General features: G+C 72.7%; 24 protein-coding genes. 9 read left to right on the top strand and 15 right to left on the bottom strand.

The window, feature by feature from the left end; genetic code table 11:
* Window positions 1–196: 196 nt before the first annotated feature.
* The 6 genes from ACLBX9_RS02415 to ACLBX9_RS02390 form a co-directional block, all read right to left on the bottom strand.
* Window positions 197–1000 (bottom strand): MBL fold metallo-hydrolase, encoded by an 804-nt coding sequence (locus ACLBX9_RS02415; RefSeq protein WP_447717760.1) that lies wholly within the window; start codon window positions 998–1000, stop codon window positions 197–199.
* Window positions 1001–1022: 22 nt separating this feature from the next.
* On the bottom strand, window positions 1023–1823 hold the full coding sequence (locus ACLBX9_RS02410) for a TatD family hydrolase (RefSeq protein ID WP_447717759.1): 801 nt from the start codon (window positions 1821–1823) through the stop codon (window positions 1023–1025).
* A 34-nt stretch (window positions 1824–1857) separates the two neighbouring features.
* A complete protein-coding gene (gene metG, locus ACLBX9_RS02405; RefSeq protein WP_447717758.1) occupies window positions 1858–3435 on the bottom strand; it encodes a methionine--tRNA ligase in 1578 nt (525 codons plus the stop codon).
* Window positions 3436–3912: 477 nt separating this feature from the next.
* The gene (locus tag ACLBX9_RS02400) at window positions 3913–4257 is read right to left on the bottom strand and encodes an MmcQ/YjbR family DNA-binding protein (protein ID WP_010686437.1); all 345 of its coding nucleotides are present in this window, start codon (window positions 4255–4257) and stop codon (window positions 3913–3915) included.
* Between the two features lie 15 nt (window positions 4258–4272).
* Window positions 4273–4845: a glyoxalase superfamily protein gene (locus ACLBX9_RS02395; RefSeq protein ID WP_010686438.1), complete on the bottom strand. Its 573-nt coding sequence runs from the start codon at window positions 4843–4845 to the stop codon at window positions 4273–4275.
* A 200-nt stretch (window positions 4846–5045) separates the two neighbouring features.
* Entirely contained in the window at window positions 5046–5741 is a 696-nt protein-coding gene (locus tag ACLBX9_RS02390; RefSeq protein WP_010686439.1) for a hypothetical protein, read from the bottom strand.
* Between the two features lie 246 nt (window positions 5742–5987).
* Between ACLBX9_RS02390 and ACLBX9_RS02385 the strand changes: the two genes are divergently transcribed.
* Window positions 5988–6803: an aminoglycoside adenylyltransferase domain-containing protein gene (locus ACLBX9_RS02385; protein ID WP_447717757.1), complete on the top strand. Its 816-nt coding sequence runs from the start codon at window positions 5988–5990 to the stop codon at window positions 6801–6803.
* Window positions 6804–6911: 108 nt separating this feature from the next.
* Here ACLBX9_RS02385 and ACLBX9_RS02380 read toward each other — a convergent pair whose 3' ends face one another.
* The 4 genes from ACLBX9_RS02380 to ACLBX9_RS02365 form a co-directional block, all read right to left on the bottom strand.
* On the bottom strand, window positions 6912–7442 hold the full coding sequence (locus tag ACLBX9_RS02380) for a DinB family protein (RefSeq protein ID WP_010686441.1): 531 nt from the start codon (window positions 7440–7442) through the stop codon (window positions 6912–6914).
* Window positions 7443–7582: 140 nt separating this feature from the next.
* On the bottom strand, window positions 7583–8248 hold the full coding sequence (locus ACLBX9_RS02375; RefSeq protein ID WP_010686442.1) for a dihydrofolate reductase family protein: 666 nt from the start codon (window positions 8246–8248) through the stop codon (window positions 7583–7585).
* Window positions 8241–8741: a VOC family protein gene (locus ACLBX9_RS02370; protein ID WP_447717756.1), complete on the bottom strand. Its 501-nt coding sequence runs from the start codon at window positions 8739–8741 to the stop codon at window positions 8241–8243. The genes ACLBX9_RS02375 and ACLBX9_RS02370 overlap by 8 nt, the downstream gene beginning before the upstream one ends.
* A 13-nt stretch (window positions 8742–8754) precedes the next feature.
* Window positions 8755–9546 carry a VOC family protein gene (locus ACLBX9_RS02365; protein WP_010686444.1) on the bottom strand — a complete coding sequence of 264 codons (792 nt, stop codon included), beginning with the start codon at window positions 9544–9546 and terminating at the stop codon, window positions 8755–8757.
* 123 nt (window positions 9547–9669) lie between these two features.
* On the opposite strand from ACLBX9_RS02365, the gene ACLBX9_RS02360 reads away from it, so the two are divergent.
* The 8 genes from ACLBX9_RS02360 to ACLBX9_RS02325 all read left to right on the top strand — a co-directional run bounded on the left by ACLBX9_RS02360 (window position 9670) and on the right by ACLBX9_RS02325 (window position 18555).
* On the top strand, window positions 9670–10338 hold the full coding sequence (locus ACLBX9_RS02360) for a winged helix-turn-helix transcriptional regulator (protein ID WP_447717755.1): 669 nt from the start codon (window positions 9670–9672) through the stop codon (window positions 10336–10338).
* A gap of 410 nt (window positions 10339–10748) precedes the next feature.
* Window positions 10749–11147: a DUF350 domain-containing protein gene (locus ACLBX9_RS02355; RefSeq protein WP_010686446.1), complete on the top strand. Its 399-nt coding sequence runs from the start codon at window positions 10749–10751 to the stop codon at window positions 11145–11147.
* An 11-nt stretch (window positions 11148–11158) separates the two neighbouring features.
* A complete protein-coding gene (locus tag ACLBX9_RS02350; protein ID WP_447717754.1) occupies window positions 11159–11830 on the top strand; it encodes a DUF1190 domain-containing protein in 672 nt (223 codons plus the stop codon).
* Window positions 11830–12996, top strand: a complete 1167-nt coding sequence (locus tag ACLBX9_RS02345; RefSeq protein ID WP_447717753.1) for a glutathionylspermidine synthase family protein — start codon at window positions 11830–11832, stop codon at window positions 12994–12996. Before ACLBX9_RS02350 ends, ACLBX9_RS02345 begins: the two co-directional genes overlap by 1 nt.
* Window positions 12997–13167: 171 nt before the next feature.
* Window positions 13168–14280, top strand: coding sequence for a glycosyltransferase (locus ACLBX9_RS02340; protein WP_447717752.1), 1113 nt, complete (start codon window positions 13168–13170; stop codon window positions 14278–14280).
* Window positions 14250–14987: a class I SAM-dependent methyltransferase gene (locus ACLBX9_RS02335; RefSeq protein WP_051072291.1), complete on the top strand. Its 738-nt coding sequence runs from the start codon at window positions 14250–14252 to the stop codon at window positions 14985–14987. Before ACLBX9_RS02340 ends, ACLBX9_RS02335 begins: the two co-directional genes overlap by 31 nt.
* The gene (locus ACLBX9_RS02330; RefSeq protein ID WP_010686451.1) at window positions 14984–17140 is read left to right on the top strand and encodes a hypothetical protein; all 2157 of its coding nucleotides are present in this window, start codon (window positions 14984–14986) and stop codon (window positions 17138–17140) included. Before ACLBX9_RS02335 ends, ACLBX9_RS02330 begins: the two co-directional genes overlap by 4 nt.
* A 197-nt stretch (window positions 17141–17337) precedes the next feature.
* Window positions 17338–18555: a M23 family metallopeptidase gene (locus tag ACLBX9_RS02325; RefSeq protein WP_010686452.1), complete on the top strand. Its 1218-nt coding sequence runs from the start codon at window positions 17338–17340 to the stop codon at window positions 18553–18555.
* Window positions 18556–18695: 140 nt separating this feature from the next.
* On the opposite strand, the gene ACLBX9_RS02320 is transcribed toward ACLBX9_RS02325, so the two are convergent.
* From ACLBX9_RS02320 to ACLBX9_RS02300, 5 genes are all read right to left on the bottom strand, one after another.
* The gene (locus tag ACLBX9_RS02320) at window positions 18696–19214 is read right to left on the bottom strand and encodes an SRPBCC family protein (protein WP_010686453.1); all 519 of its coding nucleotides are present in this window, start codon (window positions 19212–19214) and stop codon (window positions 18696–18698) included.
* Window positions 19192–19557 carry an ArsR/SmtB family transcription factor gene (locus ACLBX9_RS02315; RefSeq protein ID WP_447717751.1) on the bottom strand — a complete coding sequence of 122 codons (366 nt, stop codon included), beginning with the start codon at window positions 19555–19557 and terminating at the stop codon, window positions 19192–19194. The genes ACLBX9_RS02320 and ACLBX9_RS02315 overlap by 23 nt, the downstream gene beginning before the upstream one ends.
* 94 nt (window positions 19558–19651) lie before the next feature.
* Window positions 19652–20704, bottom strand: a complete 1053-nt coding sequence (locus ACLBX9_RS02310) for a DNA polymerase III subunit delta' (RefSeq protein ID WP_447717750.1) — start codon at window positions 20702–20704, stop codon at window positions 19652–19654.
* Window positions 20705–20759: 55 nt separating this feature from the next.
* Window positions 20760–21488: a dTMP kinase gene (gene tmk, locus ACLBX9_RS02305; RefSeq protein ID WP_447717749.1), complete on the bottom strand. Its 729-nt coding sequence runs from the start codon at window positions 21486–21488 to the stop codon at window positions 20760–20762.
* A gap of 10 nt (window positions 21489–21498) precedes the next feature.
* Window positions 21499–22743 carry a D-alanyl-D-alanine carboxypeptidase family protein gene (locus ACLBX9_RS02300; protein ID WP_447717748.1) on the bottom strand — a complete coding sequence of 415 codons (1245 nt, stop codon included), beginning with the start codon at window positions 22741–22743 and terminating at the stop codon, window positions 21499–21501.
* Between the last annotated feature and the right edge of the window lie 41 nt (window positions 22744–22784).

Below are 22784 nucleotides of genomic sequence, written 5' to 3'. Positions count from 1 at the left end.
GGCAATCCCGCCGGCCAGCCCGCCCGCTTGTCAGAAGATGGCTCAGCGCCCGGTCCACTTCCGCGGCCGGCGCCGATGAGCCGGGGTATAGATCCACACACACAGGCCGTCAACAGGGTTGTTGGCCGGGAGGTCGATTTTCTTGGACTCCGTCGACGACAGGCGTGTGACGCCCGATTCGCATCCTCGGCCGCGCTCAGGCGTCGAGGCTCAGGGTCAGGCCGTCATAGGCGGGGACGATGCCCTCCGGCAGGCGCGCCGCCAGGGCGCCGTAATCGAGGTCGGTGTGCAGGTTGGTGAGGACCGCCCGGCGGGGGCGGACCGACTCGATCAGCGCGAGGGCATCCGAGACGGAGAAGTGGGTCGGGTGCGGGGTCTCCCGCAGGGCATCGATGATCAGCAGCTCGAGGCCGTGCAGCCGGGCCAGGCTCGAAGCCGGGATCAGGCTCACATCGGGCAGGTAGACCGCCGCGCCGAAGCGGAAGCCCAAGGCGGCCTCGTTTCCGTGCTCCACCGGCAGCGACTCCGCCGTGATCGGCCCACCCCGCCCGTCCACGATCAGGTTCCGGTCCGCGATCAAGTCGTGCAGGTCCAAGATCGGTGGATAGGAACTCCCGGGGGGCGTCTCGAAGCAGTAGCCGAATTTGGTGGTGAGCTGTGACCGGGTCAGGGCATCGGCGAAGACCGGGATGCGGGCCCGCATGGCGATCACCAACGGGCGCAGGTCGTCGATCCCGTGGGTGTGGTCGGCGTGAGCGTGGGTGTAGAGCACCCCGTCGAGGCGGGTCACGCCGGCGTCGATGAGCTGCTCGCGCAGGTCCGGCGAGGTGTCGATCAGGAGCGTGGTCCGCCCCTCTCCGGATGCCCGCTCCACCAGGATCGAGCAGCGCCGCCGTCGGTTGCGCGGCTCCTCCGGGTTGCAGGCGCCCCAGCCGCTGCCGACTCGCGGCACCCCGCCGGACGAACCGCAGCCGAGAATGCGCAGGGTCAGGCTCGCCATCCGGATCTCCCGCTCCGACTCGTCACGCGGCGCTCGGGCGCGTTCCGGCGGCCTTGTCGAACAACGCAAAGAAATTCGCCGTCGTGATCCGGGCGATGTCCTCGGCGGACAGGCCCAGGGTCTCGGCCAGCGACCGGGCGGTGTCGGCCGTGTAGGCCGGCTCGTTGGTCCGCCCCCGATGGGGCTCGGGTGCCAGGAACGGCGCGTCGGTCTCCACCAGGATCCGGTCGAGGGGCACGCGTCGCGCGATGTCGCGCAGGTCGTGCGAGCGCCGGAACGTGACGATGCCGGAGAAGGACACGAACAGGCCCAGCTCCACCCCGGCCTCCGCCAGCCGCTTCCCCGACGAGAAGCAGTGCAGCACCGCCCGGAACGGCTCCCGGGCCATCTCGTCGGCGAGCACCCGCTCCATGTGATCGTCGGCGTCCCGGGCGTGGATCACCAGCGGCAGGCCGGCGCGGCGCGACGCCTCGATATGGGCGCGCAGCACCCGCTCCTGCACGGCCTCAGGGGCGGCGTCGGCATAGTGGTAGTCGAGCCCGGCCTCGCCGATCCCGACGCAGCGCGGGTTGCCGGTGGCGATGTCCGCGATCGTCCCGGCGGCGACGTCCGGCTCGTCGGCGGCCCCGTGGGGATGGGTGCCGATCGTGTACCAGACCTCGGGATGGGCCTCGGCGATCGCCCGGTAGGTGTCGGCCTTGGCGACCCGTGTGGAGATCGTGAGCATGCCGGCGACGCCGGCGGCCTTCGCCCGGGCGATCACGCCCGGGAGGTCGGCGGCGAAATCCGGGAAGTCGAGATGGCAGTGGCTGTCGATGAGCATCGGGTCTCGGGTGGCCGTCAGGCGGCAGGGGCCTTCAAGCGGAAGGCGTTTCGGGGCGCTCGAAGCGCGGGAAGATCGGCGCGGGGGCGGGGAGCGCCGTGCCGGGCACGAGCCGCCCCCCCTCCCCCACATCGGCGAGGCTGCGCCGGCCGGCCGGCACCGCCAGCAGGTCGAGGAGCTTGGCCGCCGCTGCAGGCACGAAGGGCTGGGTCAGGATGCCGAGAGCGCGCAGGGATTCCAGCGTCGTGTAGAGCACCGCGCTCATCCGGGCCGGGTCGGACTTCCGCAGCTTCCACGGCTCCTGGGCGGCGAAATAGCGGTTGGCCTCCGCGACCACGGCCCAGATCTCGGCCAGGATGCCGTGCAGCGCCAGCTCGCCCATCAGGGTGCGGGACCCCGCCGGCAGGGCATCGGCCTGCGCCAGCAGGGCCCTGTCGGCCTCGTCCAGGGAGCCCGGATCCGGTACCGCGCCGTCGCAGTTCTTGGCGACCATCGAGAGCGAGCGCTGGGCGAGGTTGCCGAGATCGTTGGCGAGGTCGGCGTTGATCCGGCCGATGATCGCCTCGTGGCTGTAGCTGCCGTCGCCGCCGAACGGCACCTCGCGCAGCACGAAGTAGCGCACCGGATCGACCCCGTAGGTGTCGGCGAGTTCGAACGGGTCGAGGACGTTGCCCAGCGACTTCGACATCTTCTCGCCCTTGGAGAGCAGAAAGCCGTGGCCGAAGACGCGCTTCGGCAGGGGCAGCCCGGCCGACATCAGGAAGGCCGGCCAGTAGACCGCATGGAACCGGACGATGTCCTTGCCGATCACGTGCAGGTCCATCGGCCAGAATCTTTTTTGGGGGGTCTCCGCGTCGGGGAAGCCGGTGACGGTGAGATAATTGGTGAGCGCATCGACCCACACGTACATCACGTGGTTGGGGTGGCCGGGCACCGGCACGCCCCAGTCGAAATTGGTGCGGCTGACCGACAGGTCCTTGAGGCCGGAGCGCACGAAGCTCGCCACCTCGTTCCGGCGCGTGTCCGGCCCGATGAAGTCCGGCTGATCCGCGTAGAGCTTGAGCAATCGGTCCTGGTAGGCGGACAGCCTGAAAAGAAAATTCTCCTCCTCCATCCACTCGACCGGCGTGTCGGTGGCGAGGCTGCGGCGGCTGCCGTCCTCCAGGAGTCGGGTCTCGGACTCGTCGTAGTAGGCCTCGTCGCGGACCGAGTACCAGCCGGCATACTTGTCGAGGTAGATGTCGCCGTTGGCCTCCATCCGCCGCCAGATCTCCTGGGCGGCCTCGTAATGGGCGGGCTCGGTGGTGCGGATGAAGCGGTCGTAGGCGCAGTCCATCCGGTCGGCCATGGCCTGGAACCGGGCGGCGGTGCCGTCCACGAAGGCGCGCGGGGTGGTGCCGGCCCGGGTCGCCGCCTGCTGGATCTTCAGCCCGTGCTCGTCGGTGCCGGTGGAGAACAGCACGTCGTAGCCGTCGAGCCGGTGGAAGCGCGCGATGGCGTCGGCGGCGATCACCTCGTAGGCGTGGCCGATATGGGGCGCGCCGTTGGGATAGGAGATCGCGGTCGAGAGGCCGAAGGTTTTTCTGGGATTCGCCGGGGCGTTGGACGTCACGTCTGTGGTGTTCCGGATGAGCGCGAAAAGCTGCCCGCGTTGTCGCGCGGCGGCGCGCGGGACGCAACCGCCGCACGCACCGCGGACGGCACCCTCCCCGCCCGCGGCGGCCGATGAGGTGGCGGCCGAGACGGGCTCAGAGACGGGTTTCAGAGACGCGCACCAGCAACAGGGCGCAGCTCCGGATCGCGACCGCTGTGCCGACCGCGACCCTCGCGTCGATCGACCTGACTTCGGCGTTTGTCACCCCGGCGCAGCCATCCCGTCCAACCGATCCGCCGATGTCGGCGGCCGATCCAGGAACCCCTTCCTGAGGCCATGAATCATGATGTCTCCATCGGGCGGCCGCGACCGCCGCCGCGGCCGCTGCGGTCTGCCGCGTCCGGCGCCTCATCGGACATCACATCGGGCACCACATCGGGCGCCTCATCGGGCGCCTCATCGGTCGACCCAGATGGACGGCTGGCCAGAGCCGGATCATGCGCGCCGATCCGGGCCGCGGCGCGTCCTCGGCGCGGCGAGGCGGTGGGCCGCCGTCAAGGCCGAGAGCAGGGTCGCCTCGTCGACGACCGCCAAGTCGCAGCGCGTCGCGCCCATCCGGCCCCAGCCTCCCGGAACGGGGCTGAACGCATCGGGGACCTGCGCGCAGAAGAAGTCCCGATGGTCCGGATCGAACATCAGGTTCAGGTCGTTCCCCGCCTCGTCCAGCGTCGCGAAGGTCTTGCGCGGCGTCCTGTAGGCGGTGCGGTGAAAGTGCGGCGCCGAACTGACGGCCGGCAACGTCGCGATGAGTGCCTTCACGCGGGCGATCTCCACGGCCATCGAGGCTCCCTCCCCTCAGCCGGTGGCGGAGGGAGCGGAGCGCTGCGCGTGCCGTCCCTCCCGCGGCTCGCAGAAGCGCAGGCGGTTGCCGAACGGGTCGGCGACCGTCAGCATGTCGCCCCACGGAGCTTCCTCGAGGCCGGGCCGGGCGTAGCCGTAGCGCTTGGCCGTGAGCTCCCGGTGGAGCGCCCGGATGCCGCGCATCGGGATGAAGGCGGTCGAGCCGGGACTGGCGTCGCCGTGATGCTCCGACAGGTGCAGGCGCAGGCCGGCGCGGGCGACCTCCATGTAGAGGGGAAGGTCGGGCTCGAACCGGTGCTCGAAGACAGGCTCGAAGCTCAGGAAGCCGCAGTAGAATTCCCGGGCCTTGGCCTCGTCGAAGATGCGCAGGATCGGCACTGCCGCCAGGAAACGGGGCGCCGCGTCCGCCTGACGGTCGAGGGCTGCGCAGGCGGTGTTCCAGTCATCGTAGCCGAGTTCGGCGGCGACGAGTTCGAGGGCGATCGCGTGCGGAACGGCGAGGTCGCGCGCGCTGAGGGCGGCGCGCAGCCGCTTCGCCATGGCCTTCGCCTGGTCGACGGTCGTCATCGGGATCTCCTCAGGCCGGCGGCGTCTCGTCGGTGCTCGCGTTGCCGACCCGTCGCCGGTCGAGGGTTTCGGCTTGCCGCGACCCGTCCACGATGCTTTCACCATCCCGGTTCCGGGGCGAGCGGCAGGCAGCATCGGCCTGGCGGCAGGCTATCCCAGCCGCAGCTCCGGCGCCAAGGCGTCCGCCTGTGCCCGGCCGTTCAGGATCCCGTGTGCCGGCCGACGTCTTGGTAGCTTCCGCTCGCCACGAGACCCGGGAGGCCCGCCGCGCCCCCGTGGGCGTCCAGCCAGCGGCTGACCCTGCAGGCCGCCCTGGCGTAGAGGCCGGCGCTGCCGGCCTGCTCGATCCAGGCCGAGCGCGCGGTCGGCAGGTCGCCGCCGGGTTCGGCACGGCAGCGGTCGGGGCCCGGCGCGAGGTAGCGCGGGTCGTCGGACACCACGACGGCCAGACCCTCGTCGAACCATTGCGGCACGGAGCGCGCGAGCGTCGCCGCGAGGCCGATCCGCCGGTGAAATTCGGCGTGGGCGAGTTCGTGGGCGGCGATGACGGTATCCGTCCCGCGCGGCGAGAGGATGAGCGCCCGGTCGAGCAGCGCGACGCCGCGTGAGCCGCCGCCGAGGGGGCGGTAGCAGGCTTCGGTCGCGCAGAGCAGCACGCGCGGGTCGGATCGGAGTTCCCCATAGAAGGCACGCACCCGGTCCCGGGCGGCCGCGACCGTGGCCCTGGCCGCCGCGCGGCGGTCCGCGGGCATGGCGCTCTCGACGTAGAGGCCGCCCCCGAGGTCGGTGAAGCCGTAGCAGGACGGGCATCCCGCCGCCGCGACCGCCGGCTCGGTGAAGCGGATCAGAGCCACCGCCGCGGCGCCGAGGAAGAGCAGGAGCGCGACCGTCCTCATGTGACCCTCTCACGGCTCTCGACCGGATCCGGATCCGGCCCGTGGGGAGGTTGGCCCGCCGCGGCGGATCGCGCCACAGGGACGACCCCTCCGACCGGCGCGGCTCACGCGGACGTGACCCGGCCCGGCCGATCCGGCCGGTGTGGCGGCTCGCTCGGCGACTTGAACCGGAACCGTCGCCGTCCCCAGTTCGATCGCGGCGACGCGACCGGCGGTCGCGTGGTCCGGCCCTCCGGAGCGCATGCCATGAGCCGATCGGTCCCGCTTCCCGATGCCGTCGAAACGGTGGTCGCCGACTTCAGGCGGCGTCTGGATGCCGAGCGGATGCCCGACCTCCGGGGCTTGTACCTCGTCGGATCGGTCGCGCTGGACGACTTCCGGCCCGGCGCCAGCGACATCGACTTCATCGCGGTGCTGGACCGCGAACCCTCCGCGCAGGGCTGCGCCGCGCTCGCGCGCGTCCACGCCGGCCTGTCGGAGGCCGGCGGCCCCTGTTTCGATGGCCTCTACCTGACCGCCGAGACGCTGCGACGGGTTCCGACGCGGTATGCGGTCCGGCCGTTCAGCCTGGACGGGCGGTTCCGGACCGGCGAGGTCTGCCGTGAGGTCAACCCGGCCGTCTGGCGCTGCCTCGCCCGCCACGGGCGGACCGCATTCGGACCGCCGCCAGAGGTACTCGGCATCGCCGACGACGGCGACGCGCTGCGCACCTACCAGACCGAGAACCTGCGTCGCTACTGGCTGCCGTGGATCACCGAGGCCGCGGCGGCGCTCGCCGCGAAGGCACCCGGAGAGGACGCCCGCGCCGAGGCCCTGGCCTGGGGCGTGCTCGGCGTCGCGCGGATAGCCTGCGCGTTGGAGACCGACCGCGTCGTCTCGAAGGGCGGCGGGGGCCGCCATGCCCTCTCCGCGCACCCGGCGCGGTGGCATCCCGTCATCCGCGAGGCCCTCACGGCCCATGCCGGCGCGACGACGCGCGTGCCGGTCGAGACCGTCCGGGCGGGGCTTGCCTACATGCGCTTCGTCATCGCGGAGGCGACGGGCTCTGCCCGACCAGGATGAGGCTCCGGGCGTCCACATCTGCCGGCGCGCGGACGTCGCGGGCGGAACGTGCGCGGGGCCGCCCGCGGGCGCACCCGCGCCCCTGCAGGACAAGGGGCCGTCGGACGGTCACGTCGCCGGGGCGGTCGCGCGGCGCGCCCGTTCGCGTTGCAGGAGCAACAGGTCCAGCGACGGCGGCTCGGCCACGCCCAGCCGGGTCAGGATCGCGTGCGCCTGCCCGCGATGGTGGGTCTGGTGGTTGAAGAGATGCGCCAGTGCCTCCGCGCGCGGCTGGCGCTGCGCCACGCCGCTCGTCGTCGCGTAGTCGAAGCTTGCCGCCAGCGCTTCGGGCGAGAGACCGGCGACATAGGCTTCCAGGCGCGCATCCTCGGCGGTGCGCGCCTGCCGCAGGGCGTCGAGTTCTTCGAATAGGATGAGGTCCAGCCGGCTGGGTGCGTCGCCGGTGCCGGTCAGCCGCCACAGCCAGAGCCGGTCCGTGACGAGCAGATGGTTCAGCGTGCCGTGCAGGCTGCCGAAATAGGCCCCCGCCCCCTGACGGTAGGCGGCGTCCGGCAGGGCCGCGGCCGCGGCGTAGAGGCGGTCGTTGGCCCAGGCATTGTAGGCGGCCAGGGTGCGCATGTGGTCGGCGAGGCTGGTCATCGGCGTCCTCCGTGTCCGACGCGCGGTCGACTATACGCTTCGAGGCGGGACAGTTCGACCACAAGGTCGAGCCTCCACCGACCGCCGCGTCCGGCCGCAGGGCCGGACCTGCGGAACGGCACGAACGGGCCGCGGGCCGATCACCAGTCCCCTGCGGCCTGACGCTGGCGGAGCGCGCGTTCGTCTTCGCTCGGGGGTTTGGTGGCGAAGCTGCCGGTCTCAACCGCTCCGTCCCGCGCGAAGGCCGCGAAGTGGACGCCCTTCGGCGAGTGGGCTTGCTCGACCAGCGTCCATGCACGGGCCGCCGACGGATGCTCCGCGTACCAGCGCTTGCCGCGACCGAGCATGACCGGAAAGGTGATCAGCACGAACCGGTCGATGAGCCCCGCCGGGAGCAGCGCCGGATAGAGCCTGCTGCTGCCCTGGATGAGGAGGTCGGGCCCGTCGCTCTCCTTGAGGCGGGTGATCGCCGCGACAGGATCGCCGACGAGGCGCCGGCTGTTGTTCCAGCCGAGCGCCCGGTCGGATGCGGTGACGACATGCTTGCGGATGGCGTTGAAGGTCGCCCCGATCGGCTGATCGCCGTTGTGCGGCCAGTAGGCGGCGAAGATCTCGTAGGTTCGCCGGCCGAGCAGCAGCTCGTACGCGCCCCCGAGCAGCGTGCCCATCGGTCCGGCGAGCGATTCGTCGAAGTACGGGAAGGTCCAGCCGCCGTGCGCGAACCCGGCCTGATCCTCTTCGGGGCCGCCCGGTGCCTGGATCACGCCGTCGAGGGACTGGAACAGGGAGCCGGTGATCTTACGCATCGGCGGAGTCTCCGCGGATGGCGGCCTCGATCCGGGCGATGTCGATCTTGCGCATGGTCATCATGGCCTCGAAGGCGCGCCGGGCGGCGGCCCGGTCGGGATGGCTGTTGGCGCGCAGGAGCGCGCGCGGCGTGATCTGCCAGGAGAAGCCCCAGCAGTCCGTGCACCAGCCGCACTGGCTCTCCGCGCCGCCGTGGCTCACGAGGGCGTCCCAGTACCGGTCGGTCTCCGCCTGATCCTCGGTCAGCACCATGAAGCTGACCGCCTGATTGGCCTTGAAGGCGGGGCCGCCGTTCAGGCCGACGAAGGCCCGGCCGAGGACGGTGAACGCGACCGTGAGTTCCGCGCCCGCGGACCCGCCCGGGTAATCCGACGGGGCGTTCATGGGGGCGCCGACATGGCTGTCCGGGAAGGTCGCGGCATAGAACTCCGCGGCCTTGCGGGCTTCGCCGTGGTCGAACCACAGGCAGGTCGTCAGCTTGTCGCGCGTCATCGCCGGCCTCCCGTCACGACGCCTGGCGCGGACCGGCGAGGCCGATCCCGTTGCCTGCGGGGTCGGCGATCTTGGCCGAGTAGCTGCCTCCGGGGATCGGATCGGGCCCCTGGAGCACCGTGCCGCCCCGCTCCCGGACCGTCGCGAGCGCGGCATCGATATCGGCCACGTGAATGTACCAGGTCCACCGGGCCGGTGCGCCGGTCGTCGTGCTCGACATCACCGCGCCGGGACGCAGGTCGCCCCGGCCGATGAAGGCGTACTCGCCCAGGGCGCCCATCGGCATGGCCCCGAGCTTCTCCCAGCCGAACAGCGCGCCGTAGAACCCGAGGGCCGCCTCGGGATCGGGGGTGGCGAGCTCGATCCAGACCCCGTGGCCGCGGGTCTGCTCCGTCCCGAGGGGCACCGGCCCGAAGGCGCGGGGCTCACCGGGACCGTCCGCACGCATCACGGCGAAGGCCACGCCCTGCGGGTCGCTCACCATGGCGAAGCGGCCGACATGGGGAATGTCGATGGGTCCGAACCGGACCTGGCCGCCGAGATCCACCGCCCGGGACGCCAGGGCATCGACGTCCCGTGTCGCGAGGTAGACCGCCCAGCCGGGCAGGCCCGGCGCCTCGGGCATCGACCGTCGAATCCCGGCCACGGGCGTCCCGTCGGCCTCCGCGACGCGGTAGCCGCCGTGTTCGGGCATCGGAGACGGCGCGACGCGCCAGCCGGCGACCGCCTCGTAGAAGGCCTGTGCGGCGTCCTGATCGGTCGCGTTCAGCTCGAACCAGATGGGGGTTCCCTCGACAGGTGGCATCAGGCGCTCCTCCGTGACAATCGGCGCTGTGGCCGCTGCGCGGCACCCCGTACGGCCCCGCTTTGCCCAGGCTGGCATTCTCGGTTAGACAAAGCAACCATGAAGTCAGAAAAAATAACCGACATGGGATCGACCCCGCGCGAGCGTCGCTACGACGACGCCTGCGGGACGGCCCTCGCCCTGGAGTTCATCGGCGAGCGCTGGTCGCTGCTGATCATGCGCGAACTCGTGTTCGGCCCCCGCCGCTTCGGCGAGATCCGGGCCAACCTTCCGGGCATCAGCGCCAACGTGCTGACGCAGCGGCTGGAGAGCCTGGAGGCGGTGGGCATCGTCCGACGCACGCGGCTGCCCTCGCCTGCCAACGTGCAGGTCTACGACCTGACCGCGTGGGGACGCGAGGCCGCGCCGCTGATGCGCGACCTGGGGCGCTGGGCCGCGCGCTCCCCGCGGCACGATCCAAGCCTGTTCATGTCGGCGGCGTCCGCGATGATGTCGCTCCAGGCCCTGTTCGACCGGACGCGTGCGGCGGACCTGTCCCTCTCGGTCGCCTTCCGCTTCCCCGGGGAGGATTTCGCCGTGTCCGTGGCGGATGGCGCGATCGCTGTGCGGCGCGGCGCGCCCGAGGCGCCGGACCTCACCTTCACCGGCGATACGATGGCGATGCGCCGCACGATCTACGGCAAGGCGCCCCTGGCCCGCGACGGCGCGGGCGGCACGCTTGCCTTCACGGGCGAGGCCGCCCTGACGCGATCCTTCATCGACCTGTTCGCCCTGCCGGCCAAGGCGGCGTGAACGGCATCCGCACGGTTCGGAGGGTCTTCCGGGCCGGATCACCGCGCCGGCCCGACCGTGCCCGCGCCAGATCGCGGGCATCGCCGGCCTGCGCCATCCGCCTCCGGCGGCAAGCCGAACCGTGAGCACAGTGCAAGATCAGTCAAATTCTGGACCGGCTTCAATACGGATGTTCGGCGCCTGCATTTGCTCTCAACTGCCCTAAACTGCTCTCATGTGCTCTACAGCGATGACGATTGCTCTCGCTTCGCCGGCAAGCTTGTGAAGCGCGGCGGGCCCATGCTACCGATACAATCCTGCTCCGGTCCCCCGCACCGTCGGTGCGGTGAGGACGCGAACCGATCGGATCTCATGGCTGAACGGATCGCCACGCCAGGATGCGCAGGTCGCCCCGCGCGGGACGCGATGCGGTGAATTCGATCTCGGGACTGCCCGACTTCCTCCTCTATCTCGGGACGGCGCTCGGCCTGATCGGGCTCTACCTCGTGACCTACACCTTCGCGACGGCGCACAACGAGCTCGCGCTCATCCGGCAGGACGTGACGGCGGCCGCGGTGGCGTTGGGATTCAGCCTCGCCGGCTTCGCCCTGCCCCTCGCGGCGGCGATCTTCAACGCGCAGTCGCTCCTCGACTGCGTGGTCTGGGGGCTGATCGCCCTCGTCGTCCAGATCCTCGTCTACTGGCTGGTGCGCCTCGCGATCCCGGACCTCTCGCGGCGCATCGCCGAGGGGCGGATGGCCCCGGCGGTGCTGCTCGGCGCGGCCTCCTTCGCGGTCGGGATCGTGAACGCCGCCGCGATGACCTACTGAGAGGCGCCGCGATGCCGCCCACCCTCCCCGCGGGCGAGACCGGGACGACCCGCCGCGTCAAGCGCTCGGCGACGATCTCCCTGGTGCTGATCGCCGGCGCCGGCGCCGCGGCGTTCCTGCTCGCGCGGCGTGACCCGTCGCAGCGCGAGGAGGACGCCCTGGTCTACGACAATGACGGCGCCTGCATCGCGGCCGGCGTGCGGCCGGCCGACGCGTGCATCGCCGCGTACCGTGCGGCCCTCGACAGCGACGCCGCCAGCGCGCCGCGCTACCCGACGCAGGCGGCGTGCGAGCGCCACCACGGTCCGGGCGGCTGCACCGCCAGGACGGGTGACAAGACGGGCGACGGGACGGGCAACCCGGCGGTCTTCGTGCCGCTGATGGCGGGCTACATGATCGGCCGCAGCGCGGCGCAGGGCCTGCCCGCCCAGCCGCTCTACCGGCACGCTCCGGAAGAGGAGCGCCAGGCCGCCGGCGGCTCCGGCGGTTTCGCCAGCGGCTACTGCACCGGTGCGGGCGGCCGCGTGTTCACGACGGGCGGCGGATCCGTCGCCCGCGTCTCCTCCGCGGTCGCCCGCACCACGACGAGCGCCCCGCGCACGCTCGCCCGCGGCGGCTTCGGCGCGACGGGCCGGGCCGTCTCCGCCTTCAGCAGCCATGCGGGCGGATCCGGGGGCGGCTGATGCGCCGCGTGAGCATCCCGGAGCGGCCCGACTGGCGCGCGCGCGCGGCCGAGGCGGGCTTCACCTTCCACACCTTCGCGGACGGGCCGTACTGGGACGAGAGCGCCTACTACGCCTTCAGCCTCGCCGAGATCGAGGACGACATCGAGGCGCCGACCCGCGAACTCCACGCGCTCTGCCTCGCCTTCGCCGAGCGCGCCGTCCGGGATGCGGGCATCCTGGCCTCGCTGGCCATCCCCGAGCAGGCCTGGGAGGCGATCGCCGACAGCTTCCGGAGGCGCGACCCCACCCTCTACGGGCGGATGGATTTCTGCTACGGCGGGGCCGGCACCGGGCCGGCCAAGCTCCTCGAATACAACGCCGACACGCCGACCGCCCTCTACGAGAGCGCGGTGTTCCAGTGGCTCTGGCTCGAGGACGGCCTCGCGCGCGGGCAGCTGCCCCCGGGCGCCGACCAGTTCAACGCGCTGCACGAGCGGCTGATCGCGCGCTTCGGCGCGATGAGCCTGCCCGAGACCGTCGCCTTCGCGTGCTTCCCCGACGCGCCGGAGGACCGCGGCACGGTGGCCTACCTGCAGGATTGCGCCGTCCAGGCCGGGAAGCGCGCGCCCTTCGTGCCGATGGAGGCGATCGGCCTGGGTGACGACGGCCGCTTCCTCGACGCCGACGGCCGGCCCCTCGACGCCGTGTTCAAGCTCTACCCATGGGAGTGGATGTTCGCCGACGCCTTCGGCCCCGCCATCGGCCCCTCGCCGACCCGCTTCCTCGAGCCGCCCTGGAAGGCGGTCCTGTCCAACAAGGGGATGCTGGCCCATCTCTGGGCCATGGCGCCGGGCCACCCGAACCTGCTGCCGGCCTATTTCGAGGCCGATCCCGCCAAGGCGGCCCTCGGGACCTCCTTCGCGAAGAAGCCGCTCTACGCACGCGAGGGCGCGAACGTGCTCCTCGTCCGCGACGGCGCGGTCCTCGAACGCGCCGAGGGGCCGTACGGGGGCGAGGGCCATGTGCGCCAGGCGCTCGCGGAACTGCCCGCCTTCGCGGGGCGACGCGCCCTGGTCGGAAGCTGGGTCGTCGGCGCGGAGCCCGCGGGCCTCTGCGTCCGCGAGGAGACGCGCCGCATCACCACCGACAGGGCGCGCTTCGTGCCCCATCTGATCGCGGATTAGAGCGCGCCCCGTCGAGCTGGACGCCGGCGCGCCCGCGGCCATCCGTTCGGGCGGACAGCGACCCGGTCCGGCTCGGTCCTTCGACAGTCCTGCCGGGCGCCCTTAACGGCGTTTTTACCCTGGTCGCCCACGCTCCATTCATCTCAGGAGACGGATGTCAGAGGAGACGTCGTGGGAGGCAGCACGGAGCCGGGCGAGGCCGAACGGTTCGCACGGGTCGCCCGCGAACTCACCGTCCTGCGCGAGACCGCGCGCGTCGCCCCGCGCGACAGGCGGCCGATCGCCATCGTCGTGCCCGTCTACAACGACTGGGCCGCCTTTCGCATCCTCGCGGGCGCGATCGACGCCGTCCTGGTCGAGGCCGACCTGTACGCCGAACTCATCGTCGTCGACGACGGATCCTGGCAGCCGGGCGGGGCGGTGCTCGCCGAGGTCGCAGGCGCGGCGCGGCGGCTCTGCCTGCGGCCCGCCGTCCTCGCCACCAATCTCGGCCACCAGCGCGCGATCGCGGTCGGGCTCGTGCAGGCGAACGAGCGGGCGCACGGCTATCGCGCGGTCATCGTCATGGACGGCGACGGCGAGGACCGGCCGGAGCACATCCCGCTCCTCGTCGCGGAGGCCGAGGCCCACCCCGATTCCGTGATCTGCGCCCGGCGCCGACGCCGCTTCGAAGGCGTGCGCTTCGCGCTCGGCTACGGCCTGTTCAAGGCCGTGTTCCGGCTCTGCACGGGGCGGCGCATCGACTTCGGCCATTACTGCGCGATCGCGCCGGCGCACCTGCCGCGGCTCGTCCACGCCCCGGCCCTGTGGAGCCATTTCGCCGCGAGCCTTCTCCGCTCCGGCCTGCCCCTCCACCGCGTCCCCCTCGACCGCGGCCAGCGCTATGCCGGGCGCTCGACCATGAACGCGACGGCGCTGATCCGGCACGGGCTCAACGCCATCGCCGTCTTCGAGGACGTCTGCCTCGTGCGCCTCCTCGTGCTGCTGGCGGGGTTCGGGTGCGGGGTGGTCGCCGCGATGATCGGCGTGGTGCTCGTCCGCTTCTGCACCGACCTCGCCCTGCCCGGCTGGGCGACGAACGCGGGCGGCCTGCTCCTCGTGGTGCTGTTCCAGGCGGCGCTGCTGGCGGCGACGGCGGCCGCCGCGCACCTCAACCGGCGCGCGCTGCCCGAGATCGTGCCGGCCCGCGACGCGCACTGGTTCCTGCTCGCGCCCGCCACCCCCGCGCACGAGACCAACGACGGAGACGCGAAGTGGCCAGCGGATCGCCGAGCGGCGTCCTGACGACGCCCTCCGACTACGTCGGCGGCGAACTCGAACTCTTCGCGGCCGCCCGCAACTGGAAGCGCTACTGGTCCGACGTCATCGCGCCGTTCGTCGGCGGCCGCGTGCTCGACGTGGGCGCCGGGCTGGGCGCCACGGCGGAGGTCTTCTCGGAGCGGGCGGGCATCGAAGCCTGGACCTGCCTGGAGCCCGACGCGCGCTTCGCCGCGCGCCTCGCGACGCGGGTCGAGGCGGGCGGGCTGCCCGCCCGCACGCGGGTGCTGCGCGGAACGATCCAGGACCTCACGGCCGCCGACCGCTTCGACACCGTCCTCTACATCGACGTGCTGGAGCATATCCGCGACGATCGCGGCGAGCTGGCGCGGGCGGCCGCGCGGCTCGCGGAGGGCGGCCACCTCGTCGTGCTCTCGCCGGCCCACCCGTTCCTCTACGCGCCCTTCGATGCCGCGATCGGCCACGAGCGGCGCTACACCCGGGCGACCCTGCGCGCGGCCGCGCCGGAGGGCCTGCGGCGGGTGCGGCTCGACTACCTCGACGCGGTCGGGTTCGGCGCCTCCCTCGGCAACCGCCTCGTCCTGCGGAGCGCGATGCCGAACGCGGCGCAGATCGCCGCCTGGGACCGGCTGATGGTGCCGCTCTCCCGCCGGCTCGATCCCTGGCTGGGATTCCGGGCGGGCAAATCGGTGCTGGGGATCTGGGCGCGATGAGCGCCGGGCTCCTCGGCGGCGCGTCGCCGTCCGTCGCCACGCTGCCGCGCAGCGCCGAACTCGGTTGGGGCCTGCTGACGGCCTGTCTCGCCGTCGCGACCGCGGCGGTCCCGCTCGTCCACGAGCCCACCTTCTACTTCACCGACGACTACCAGACGTACTTCATGCCGGGCTTCCTGGAGGTCGCCCGGCTGATCAAGGCGGGGGAATGGCCGTTCCTGTCTCCGCGCCTGTTCCAGGGCGGGGCGTTCCTCGCCGAGTATCAGTACGCGCTGTTCAATCCCGTCAGCGTGGCGCTCTATCTCGCGCTCGACGGGTTCGCGCGCCTCGACCGCGCCGCCGCCTTCTTCGCCCTCGTCCATGTCGGCCTGCTCGCCGGCGGCACGCACGCCCTGGCGCGCCAGGTGGGTGTGAGCCGGCCGGCCGCCGTGCTCGCCGGGCTGACCGCCGCGACGAGCGGATGGATCATCTACTGGGGCGCCATCACGTGGATCGCCGGCCTCGTCAGCACCGCGTGGCTGTCCTGGGCGGCGGCCGCGCTGATCCGCGCCTACCGGGCACCGGGCTCCGTGCCGGCGGCCGCGTGCGCCGTCTACCTGACGATCGCGAGCGGCTGGCCGTTCTCCGACGCGGCGCTCATCGCCGGCCTCGGGGTCGGCCTCCCCCTGGCGTTCCGGGCCGGGCGCGAGTGGCGGGCCTGCGTGCGGGCGGCCCTCGCGGCCGGCCTCGGCGGTCTGCTCGCCGCGCCGTCCTGGATGCCGCTCGCCGCCGCGATCGGGACGAGCTCCCGCCAGCCGGAAGTCCTGTTCCACGACATGCTGCACGCACCCCCCGCCGTGCTCCTGGCGATGGGCGTGCCGATCTGGCCCGAGACCTGGCTCGGCTTCAACGGCCTGAAGATGCATGTCGGGCCGCCGGCCCAGTACGTCTCGTGGTGGGTGCCGGCCGCGCTGGTGAACGCCTCCCGGGCGCGGCTCAATGAGCCGGCGGGCCGCGGCGTCGCCCTGGTGCTGGCGGTGACGGGCGTGCTCGCCCTGCTGGCCATCGCCCCTGGCGTGTCGCAGTTGCGCTGGCCCTTCCGCTACCTGCCCTACGTGCAGATCGGCTGCGCGGTCGTGGCGGCCTGGTTCGCCGCCCGCGACCGCTGGGCGCCCGTCCCGACGCTGGCGGTCATCGTGATCGGCGGCGCGGTCGCGCTCGCGCGCGATCCGGATATCGCCACGCTGCAGATCGCCCTGACGGCGCTCGTCGCCCTCGCGGCCGTGCTGGCCCTGCGGACGGAGGGGACGGAGCGGCTCGCCGTCATCGCCGCGAGCCATATCGTGATCTTCGCGATCCTCACCGCGGTCATGCCGTTCAACGGCCAGGTCGGCACGTGGCGGGCGCCGATGGAGCGATCGGCCTACCTGGCCCCGCCCCTGCGCCCGGGCGACACGAGCCTCGTGCTCTACGACCCGGAGTACCACCGGGCTCCGATCGCGCCGGAGGCCCAGGCCGCGCTGTTCACCGAACTGCCGCACGCCAACACGGCGCTGCTCACGGGGGCCGCGGTGGTCGGTGGCTACTCGCCCATGCCGGCGCAGGGCTTCCGCGCGTTCTGCCTGTGGCGCGGCGGGGCGACCTGCCCGGAAGCCGCCGAGCGGCTGGCGCGCCTCGACCCGGTGACGGGCGCGCGCACGCTCGATCTCGCGCGCGTGGTGCGCGTCGCGGCGGAAAGGGGCCTGCGCGCGGAAAGCTTCGCCGCTGTCGCCGGACCGGGCTGGATCCGGCGCCCCGGCGTCGTGGCGGACCTGTTCGAGCGGTCGGGCGATGGGGTCGCGCTGCCCGGGACGCTCTCGGCCGGGCCGGCGGGCTTCCGCGTCGCCGCCAGTGCGGAGGCCGCGGCCTCGGGACGCTACGATGTCGCCTCGCCGGGGGGCGGCCGCGTCGTCTGGGCGCGGGCGTGGTACCCGGGCTACGCGGCGTCCTGGAACGGCGCACCGCTGGCGGTCGAGGTCGTCAACGACGTCCTTCTGTCGACGGTGATCCCGGCCGGAGCGGGTGTGCTGCGCCTGCATTACGTGCCGGCCGGGCTGCTGCCGGGGCTCGCTCTCTCGGCGCTCGCCGCGCTGGTGCTTGCCGGCCTCGTGATATCGGGCCGGCGGGCCCGGTAGCCCTGGCCCAAGGCCGACCATCCCTACTGCGCGCAGGAGGACGAGGATCCGGCGCCGGGGCTCACGCGACCAGCGTGCCCGGAGACCCGGATCGCCGCTTCCGATGTCCAGCCGACGCCTCGATCCGGGTTAGTGTGATCGTGTCGAGACGACCGGTCCGGCACGCCGCGCTGCCCACTCAAGCCCAGGGGATCTGCATGCGCTTCCTGACGCTCGCCCGCGCTGCCGTGATCCTCGCCCCTCTGGTCTGCGGTGCCGCGCGCGGGGCGGAAACCGGGCCCCCGGGCGCGTCCACAGGTCCCGTCATGACGCCCCTCGTCGCCGACGTGCTGGCGGCGCCCCGCGCCGTGCCCATGTCGGACGGCCGCAAGCACCTCGTCTACGAGCTTCGGCTCTCGAACGTGCTGGACGGGCGCTTCGACCTCAGGCGCCTCGTCGTGCGCGACGGCCGCTCGAAACGGCCGCTTCTGGCCCTCGATCGGGAGGCGATCGGCCAGCGCCTGTCACTCGGTGGCCGGCGGGCGAGCCCCACAACGTCACTCGGGGCTTACCAGTTCGGGGTCGTCTTCCTTCACGTCCGTCTCGAGGCGGGGGCGCCCATCCCCGAGACGCTCGTCCACGACGTCGACGGCTTCGCCGAACCGCTGAAGGCCGACCTGTCGATGCAGATCGCGCCGACCCCGGTCATCGATCGGCCCCTGCCCGTGCTCGGGGCACCGCTGCGCGGACACGGCTACATCGCCGGCGACGGCTGCTGCGACTCCGTCCGGCACGTCCGCGCCCTCCTGCCGCTCAACGGGGTCTTCCGTCTCGCGCAGCGTTACGCGATCGACTGGGAGAAGATCGATGACGGGAACCGGATCGTGCGCGGTGATCTGAAGGACGTGAGGAGCTACCGCATCTACGGTGAGCCCGTGCTGGCCGTGGCGGACGGCACGGTGGTCGGTGCCCGCAACGACCTGCCCGATCAGGTCCCGGGGGCGCTGCCGTCCGACCTGCCGATCGGCGAGGCGGACGGCAACTTCATCGTCACCGACATCGGGAACGGGTCGTTCGTTCTCTATGCCCATCTCAGTCCGGGCAGCGTCAGCCTGCGTGTCGGCGATCATGTCACGCGCGGTGACCGTCTCGGTGAGGTGGGCAACAGCGGCAACAGCCAAGCGCCACACCTGCATCTGCACGTCATGGACGGTCCGAACGCGCTTCTGGCGGACGGCCTGCCTTACGTGTTCGAGGCCTTCACCGTTCCGGCTGCGGTCGAGGCGGGGACCGCCGCTTTCGATCAGGCCGAGGCGACCGGCTCGCCGCTTCACCTCGCCAGCAAGATCCCACCGTCAGCCGTCCGCGATGTCCTGCCGCTCGATCTCTCGATCGTCGATTGGGGGACGCCCCCGTCGACGCCGACCAAGCCCTGAGCGGGGCCGCGCTGGCAGGCCGACGCTCCATCCGCCCGGGTCCTTGCTGCGTCGCGGGCCTTCGGCGCAGGACCGGCGGCCACGCCTGCCAACCCCGATCAGGGTCCGTGCCGTCAGGGCGCGACCCCCACCGACGCTCGTCAGCCGCCCGCGTCGAGGCCGGCGACGAGGTGGTCCAGCTGCTCGAACTGCTCGCCCCACCCGCTCGTGCTTCCGGACGCCATCGCCGCGTCGAGCGCGTCCTTCGAGGGATAGAGGTCGCGCACGACGACCCGCGTGCGGCCGTCGATCTCCTCGAAGGTGACGGTGGTGATGGCCCCGTCTCCACCGCCCTCCTCGTTGGTCCAGACGAGGCGGGAACAGGGTGTCACCTCGATATATCGGCCGACGAACGCCATGGGCCGGTCCGAGGACGGATGGCCCATGACCAGCCGGTAGGTACCCCCGGTGCGGATATCGGCTTCGAAGGAGATCAATGAGACGCCGAACGATCGGGGCGCCCACCAGCGCTGGAACAGCTCCGGCCTCGTCCAGGCGTCGAACACGATGCGCGCCGGACCGTCGACGATCCGCGTCACCACGAGTTCCCGGTCCGATATCCGCTCGACCGTCGTGCCGGCCTTCCCGGCGGCGGCCTCATTCGGTTGGCTCGCATCCATCGGCCGTCTCCCTCTGCTTCAGTTCCTCGACGATGTGGTCCAGCGCGTCGAAACGCGAGGCCCAGAGCTTGCGGTAATCCTCGATCCAGGCCGTCTCGTCCGCGAGCCGGCTGCGGCCGAGCCTGCAGGTCCGCACGCGTCCGGCCTTCCGCGTCGTGACCAGCCCCGCCTCCTCCAGGATGCCGACATGCTTCTTCATGCCCGTGAGGGTCATCTGGAACGTGTCGGCGAGTTCCGTGATCGAGGCATCCCCGCGCCCGAGCCGTTCGAGCACGCCCCGACGCGTGGCGTCCGAGAGCGCCGCAAAAGAGACGTCGAGGCACGCTGCTAGAAACTGAACCATGTGGTTCAGTTTCTAGCAGGCCGGGCGACATCCTTCAAGGGACCGGGTCCGGGAGGGGGCCTCGCCCTGCCCGCCCGGACATCCCCGCCGCGTCCTACGCGACCTCCGCCAGATCCCCGAACAGCGACAGCACCACGGGGCGTCGGTCGAGGTTGTAGGTCGCCGCCTCCCGGGCGGCGCGGCCGAACCGTTCGGCGACCGCCACCAGGGCGGCGAGCCGGGCCGGCGGCTCGTCCCGGCGCCGGTCGAGCTCGCCCGAGACGAAGCGCAGCACCGCGTCCTGGGCCGCCTCGAACCGCGCCTCCGCGTCCCGGCCCGCCAGGGTCTCGGCCAGCTTGAGCACCCGGCCCCAGTCGGGATTGCGCGCCCGCGCCAGCAGGGTCTCGACCTCCGCCACGAGGCCGGCTGTGACCGGATCGAGCAGCGCCAGCGCCCGGGCGACCGAGCCCTCGCACAGGGAGAGCGCGCGGGCGAGGACCGCATCCTCGGGCTGGGGGAAGGGCGCGGGCAGGGCGCGCACCACCCGGGCGACGTCCTCGGCCGCGAGCGGGCGCAGCATCAGCGCCCGGCACCGGGAGCGGATCGTCGGCAGCAGGCGGCCGGGCTGGTGGGACAGGATCAGGAACAGCGCCCGCGGCGGCGGTTCCTCCAGCACCTTGAGCAGGGCGTTGGCGGCGTTGGCGTTCAGGTCCTCGGCGCTGTCGAGGATGCAGACCCGCCAGCCGGAATCCGCGGCCGTCGTGGCGAACAGGTCCAGCGCCCGGCGGACCATGTCGACGGAGATCTTGGTCGGCAGCGCCTTGGCGCCGGCCGTCCGGTGGCGGCGCAGGGCCACGAGATTCGGGTGCGACAGGCCCGCGACCTTGCCGGCGACGGGATCGTCCGCCGCCACGTCGAGCCCGGGCGGACCCCCGCCCCCGGGATGGGCGAGCAGGCGCCGCGCGACCCGGTAGGCCAGGGTCGCCTTGCCGATGCCGGGGCCGCCGCCGATCAGCCACGCATGGTGCAGGCGCCCGGCGGCGATCGCGCCCGCGAAGGCATCGGCGGCGGCCCCGTGGCCGACGAGACCGAGGGTCTCGCGCGGGCGCGGGATGCCCGGCAGGTCCCCGGGCTCGACGTCGTCGGCGGCGCGATCGATGGGCTTCATGGCGGCTGCCTACTGCGATGGGGCCGACAGGGGATAGGCCGATAGGGGCACGCGTTCACGCCGCATCGCCGCGGCTGCCCTCCCCCGGAAGCAGGTCGGGCAGGCGGGCCGCGACGGTCGCGCGGATCGCGGCCTCGACCGAATCGGGATCGCGGGCCGCGTCGATCACCGCGCAGCGCGCCGGCTCGGCCCGGGCGATCGCCAGGAATGCCTCCCGCAGCCGCACGTGGAAGTCGAGGGCTTCGGCCTCGAACCGGTCGGCCCCTTCCCCGGTCCCATTCCCGCCCCCCTGCCCCGCTCCCCGGGCGGCCGCGCGGGCGAGGCCGGCCTCGGGGGCCAGGTCGAGGATCAGGGTCAGGACCGGCCGGGTCGGGCCGACGACGACCCGCTCCAGGGCGGCGATGAGGCCGGGCTCCAGGCCCCCCGCGGCGCCCTGGTAGGCCCGGGTCGAGTCGATGAACCGGTCGCACAGCACGGTCTCGCCCCGCTCGAGCGCCGGGCGGATCAGCCGGTCGAGATGGTCGATCCGGGCGGCGCTGAACAGCAGGGCCTCCGCGAAGGGGCCGTAGGGCTTGGCGACGCCGTCGAGCAGCGCCGCGCGGATCTCCTCGGCCCGGGGCGAGCCGCCGGGCTCCCGGGTCACGCACACGCCCCGGCCGGACCGGGCGCGCAGGGTCGCGGCGAGGCGGGCGACCTGGGTCGACTTGCCGGCCCCCTCCCCGCCCTCGAAGGTGATGAAGGCGCCCCGCGCCTCCGCGGGATCCTCGAACCGCGGCACGATCACGCGCGCGGGGTCACGACGGGTTGGCGGCCCCGGCCCCGCCCCTGTCGCCGGCCTTGTCGCCGCTCCTGTCGCCCCCCTTGCCCGCCCGGTCCAGGGCCTTGCGGACGAGCCCGGTGCCGAATTCCAGCGCCGCGTCCATGGCCCGCTGCGGCAGCGTGCCGGGCTCCACGGCCGCGCCGGCATAGAGCGGCTGGTCGAGCGCCACCGTGTCGCCCCGCTGGATCCGCAGGGCGCCGACCCGCTGCCCCTCCTCCACCGGCGCGACGAGCGGCCCGGTATAGATCACCTTGGCGCTGACCCGGTCGCTGGAGCCGCGCGGCAGCAGCACCCGCACGGGCTTCTTCGCCACCAGGGGTACCGAGCCGGACTGGCCGCCGAACACCGAGGCCTCCGCGACCGTCTCGCCCGGCGCGAAGACCTGCCGGGGCTCGAAGGCCCGGAACCCCCACTCCATCAGCTTGCGCGACTCGGAGGCGCGGTCCCGGGCGGTCTTGAGCCCCGAGACCACCAGCACGAGCCGCTGGCCGTTCTGCACCGCCGAGCCGGTGAGCGCGTAGCCGGATTCCTCCAGGTAGCCGGTCTTCAGCCCGTCCGCGCCGATGTCGAGGGCGAGCAGCGGGTTGCGGTTCTGCTGGCGGATCTTGTTCCAGGTGAACTCCTTCTCGGCGAAGATCTTGTAGTAGTCCGGATAGGTGTCGATGATGTGCAGCGCGAGCTTCGCCATGTCCCGGGCCGTGACCTTCTGGTCGGGCGCCGAGTAGCCGGTGGCGTTGCGGAAGGTCGAGTTCGTCAGCCCGATCTCCTTGGCGCGCTGGTTCATCAGCCCGGCGAAGGCCTCCTCGGACCCGGCCATGTTCTCCGCGATGGTGATGGCCGCGTCGTTGCCCGACTGCACGATCAGGCCGCGGAGCAGGTCCGACATCTTGATGCGGCTGTTGACCTGCGCGAACATCGACGAGCCGCCGCCGCCCGCCCCGCCGCGCTTCCACGCGTCCTCGGTGACGGTGAACTCCGTGTCCATCGACAGGCGGCCGGATTTCAGCGCCTCGAACACGATGTCGGTGGTCATCAGCTTGGCCATGCTGGCCGGCGAGAACCGCTCGTCGGCGGCCTTCTCGAACAGGACCGAGCCGGAATCGGCGTCGATCAGGATCGCGTGGGGGGCGGCGGTCTGGAAGCCCTGCGCGGCAACGCCGGCGAGGCCCGCCCCGAGCGCGCAGGCGGCCGCGAGAAGGGTGAGAAAGGTCCTGCGCATCACCGTCGCGTCCCGCGCCTGTCCACCGGCCGAGGAAACCC

Source organism: Methylobacterium sp. A49B (assembly GCF_053346215.1).
This window is presented reverse-complemented; position numbering and strand designations above follow the sequence as displayed.